The organism is Methyloversatilis sp. (genome assembly GCF_030696805.1).
GTDB lineage: Bacteria > Pseudomonadota > Gammaproteobacteria > Burkholderiales > Rhodocyclaceae > Methyloversatilis.
Genome location: NZ_JAUYRO010000108.1, coordinates 1 through 3,611, shown reverse-complemented (window position 1 = coordinate 3,611; position 3,611 = coordinate 1). Strand labels below are relative to the sequence as shown.

Sequence of the window (3,611 nt, the reverse complement as noted above, 5' to 3'; positions counted from 1 at the left end):
GCCGGCAAGTTCAAGCGCATGGCGCGGCTTGCTCCACACCTCGATGCCGTACAGGCCGAGGCCGGTCAGCAGCATCAGTGCAGCGGCGGCGCGACGGTATTCATCCTGCCCGGTCAGCAGCGCGCTGCCGACCAGCACGACACCGACCAGATGCGCCGAGCGCAGCGCGACCAGCAGCCAGCGGCGGCCGGGAAAGTCGCGCCGGTTGCTCGGCGCGAAGTCGTGGGGCAGGTCGTGGGTCGACATGGCGCGAGTATGAACGAGCGCCGGGCTCACCATGCGTCCACCGGGCTGATGTCGTCGCCGGCGAAAGGCAGGAAAGGGCCGGTGCCGCTGTGTTCGGAACTGGACGCCGGCACGAAGGCGCCCTGGTGCACGTCGAACACATGCACTTCGCCGTCCTCGATCACGTAATGCCAGCCGTGCAGTGCGATCTGCCCGGCTGAGGCCCGATCGCCGTCAGTGCCGGCAGATCAAGCACCTGGACCGGGGGGCGGGCCGCTTACCACTTGCCGATGGACTTGATGTAAGCCACCAGTTCCCAGATTTCCTCCTGCGTGAACACCTCGCCCCAGGGCGGCATCGGCGTGGCGCCGCGGCCGCCGTCGCGGATGGTGTTGAACACGTATTCCGCCTCCAGCCCTTCGCGTTCGATGAACAGGGCCGGCTTGTGGCCGTGACAGTAGTCGGCGCAGGTCGACTGGAAGCGGTCCTGACCGAGCTTGATGCGTGCCGGATCGGTGAGGTCGAAGGGGGCGGGGCCTGCTGGCACTGAGCCGTCCGCAGCCTTGTCCGGCAGCACGGCATTGAAGGCCATTGCCGATGCCATGCCGCTCATGAGCGCTGCGAAGATGAGTTTCCGTATATCCATGGATCCGTTCCGGGTGTTGCGGGAGTTCGAAGGCCGCGCCGCACGACAGCGCGACACGGCCCGGACATCGACGGCGTTCAGTCGACCTGTACGGCCACCAGTTCCGCCGGCAGGCCGGCGCCACCGATGGGCACCACGACGTACTGCCTGCCGCCGGCGCGATAGCTCATCAGCGCGCCGAACGCGGCACCCGGCAGCTTCACCTCGCCGAGCACGTCACCGGTGCGCGCATCGTGCGCATACAGGAAAGGCTCCTTCTCGTCCGCGGTCGCCTGGGTGATCAGCGCATTGCCGCGCGACGACAGCCCGAGCACCGAGTTCGTGCCTTCCGGCGCCAGGAAGAGCACGTCGTCGGTCAGCGCGATGAAGCTTTCGCGCGGCACGCCGACGCGATCCAGCTTCAGGTCCTTGATCGCCGGATGGTCGACCGGACCCTTGCCCGCCGGCACGCGCCACAGGTGCTTGCCGGTGTTCATGTCGATCGCGGTTACTGTCGAGAAGGGCGGCTTGAACAGCGGCAGACCTTGCGGACCGCCGACGCCGGCCCAGGTGCCGGTGTAGTCGTACACCCCTTCGTTCTCCTTCTTCAGCTTGATGCCGAAGGGGATGGTGAAGGACGGCACGTACAGCACATTGGTTTTCGGGTTGTGCGCCGCACCCGCCCAGCTCGCGCCGCCCAGCACGCCCGGTACCTGCAGCGTGCCTGCCTTGTCGGTGGTGGGCGGGAAGTAGAGCGGGCCGTAGTTGTAGCGCGACAATATCTTCTTCGCCTCTTCCTTGAGCTGTGGCGTCAGGTCGATCAGGTCGTCCTCGCTCACGCCCTGCTGCACGAATGGGGCGGGCAGGCTGGGGAAGGGCTGGGTGAGCGACGAACGTTCGCCCGGCACGGAGGATTGCGGCACCGGCTTTTCGGTGATCGGCCACACCGGCTGCCCGGTGCTGCGGTCGAAGGTGAACACGAAGCCCTGCTTGGTCACCTGCGCCAGCGCCTTCACCTTCTTGCCATTGACCGTGAGGTCCATCAGGTTGGGCGCGGTCGGCAGGTCGTAGTCCCACAGGCCGTGGTGCACGATCTGCTGGTACCAGGCAATCCTGCCGGTCTTCGCATTCAGTGCGACCACCGACTCGCCGAACAGGCCGTCGCCCTTGCGGTGACCGCCATAGAAATCGTTGGTTGGCGTCGAGAAGGGGAGATAGACCAGACCCAGTTCTTCGTCGCAGCTCGGGCGCGACCACATGTTCGCCGAGCCAGTGGTTTTCCATGAGCCGTCTTCCCACGTTTCGTTGCCCGGCTGGCCTTCCTGTGGCGGCTGTTCGAAATGCCACACGCGCTTGCCGGTGCGGATGTCGAACGCCTGGATGTCGCCCGGCGGATGATTCTTCATCGGCGCGCGCCCGACGGCGAAGGAATCGAGCACTGCCAGACTGGGCACGATGGTGTTGCCGCACACGATGGGCGGCGAGGTGAGGGAAACCAGCGAGCGGTCAACGAAGCGGCGCAGGCCCTTGGTCATGTCGATGCGACCCTTGTCGCCCCAGGACTCGATCGGCTTGCCGTTTTTCGCGTTCAGCGCAATGAGGTAGCCGTCGCCGGTACCGATCAGAATGCGCTTGTCGTCACCGTTGGCCCAGTAGGACAGGCCGCGGCTGATGAAACCGAGGTTGGGCGGTGTGCCTTCGACATACGCCTTGGGGTCGTAGGTCCACAAGGTCTTGCCCGTCTTGCCGTCGATGGCCGACACCATGGACATCGGCGAACTGGAATACAGCACGCCGTCGATGGCCAGCGGAGTGGATTGATTCACCCAGGTACGCAGTTCCGCGTTGTCCTGCCAGATACTGTTGTCGGGCATGGCCCAGCGCCAGGCCACCTTCATCGACTTCACGCTCCGGGCATTCACCTTGCCTCCGGCCAGATAGCGCGAGCCGGCCTTGTCGCCGTTGTATTCGGTCCAGTTGCCGTCGCCGGCCGCGGCCATCGCCAGCGGCGCTGTGCCGAGCATGATCGAAAGCCACAATGTCTTCCTGGCTGCGCGGGGAAAAGCGCCCGCAGTTTTCAGCATCGCCATGTTTCCTCTCTCCAATCGAGTTCGTTGTGTTCGTGCGTGGAACGCATCGGCGGCCTGCCGGTGCGTGTGACGACGACGCAAGATCGGTGCCGCAGGAAATCAGGGAAATGCTCCCGGAATGAATCGGGAAATCGGCGATCGGGATACGGGTGTCTCGATTTTCGGGGCAGGCGCAGAGACGGCTGTATCGCAGCCCGGGGGCGCTGTCTCACAGCGATGCACCGGTGCGTGACGCAAGCCGGGCCGCACCTTCCGGCATGTTTACCGAACAACTTCGGCGATCCGGATTCGGATCCCCCACGCGACCGGCGACGGTGTGGCAGAGCAACGGTGATTGCGGTGGTGACGATCGTGTTGGGCATCGCTGCGCTCACCCCAACCTACGGTGGCTCGTCGCCGGTCGGGTATCCGCCACTTGACCGGCGACGGTGTCGCGGAGCAATGGAGATTGCGGTGGTGGCGATCGTGTTGGGCTTCGCTGCGCTCACCCCAACCTACGGTGACTGGTCGCCGGTCGGGTATCCGCCACTTGATCGGCGACGGTGTGGCGGAGCAACGGTGATTGCGGTGGTGCCGATCGTGTTGGGCATCGCTTCGCTCACCCCAACCTACGGTGGCTGGTCGCCGGTCGGGTATCCGCCATTTGACCGGCGACGGTGTGGCGGAGCAAC

4 protein-coding genes and 1 pseudogene are annotated in these 3,611 nt (G+C 65.4%); 1 reads left to right on the top strand and 4 read right to left on the bottom strand.

The window, feature by feature from the left end; genetic code table 11:
- The 4 genes and pseudogenes from Q8R75_RS17665 to Q8R75_RS17650 all read right to left on the bottom strand — a co-directional run.
- A pseudogene (locus Q8R75_RS17665) lies at positions 1–246 on the bottom strand (hypothetical protein); the annotation flags it as partial.
- A 26-nt stretch (positions 247–272) separates the two neighbouring features.
- Complete coding sequence (locus tag Q8R75_RS17660) at positions 273–410, bottom strand: hypothetical protein (protein ID WP_305613672.1); 138 nt, start codon at positions 408–410, stop codon at positions 273–275.
- Between the two features lie 92 nt (positions 411–502).
- Positions 503–871, bottom strand: a complete 369-nt coding sequence (locus Q8R75_RS17655; RefSeq protein ID WP_305613671.1) for a cytochrome c — start codon at positions 869–871, stop codon at positions 503–505.
- A 77-nt stretch (positions 872–948) separates the two neighbouring features.
- Positions 949–2,940 (bottom strand): pyrroloquinoline quinone-dependent dehydrogenase, encoded by a 1,992-nt coding sequence (locus Q8R75_RS17650; protein ID WP_305625967.1) that lies wholly within the window; start codon positions 2,938–2,940, stop codon positions 949–951.
- A 441-nt stretch (positions 2,941–3,381) separates the two neighbouring features.
- Between Q8R75_RS17650 and Q8R75_RS17645 the strand changes: the two genes are divergently transcribed.
- The coding region (locus Q8R75_RS17645; protein ID WP_305663812.1) for a hypothetical protein at positions 3,382–3,611 on the top strand (230 nt) is incomplete at its 3' end.

Coding starts and splice junctions, on each gene's coding strand:
- Q8R75_RS17655 (WP_305613671.1), bottom strand. CDS start 871: ATGGATATACGGAAACTCATCTTCGCAGCGCTCATGAGCGGCATGGCA.
- Q8R75_RS17650 (WP_305625967.1), bottom strand. CDS start 2,940: ATGGCGATGCTGAAAACTGCGGGCGCTTTTCCCCGCGCAGCCAGGAAG.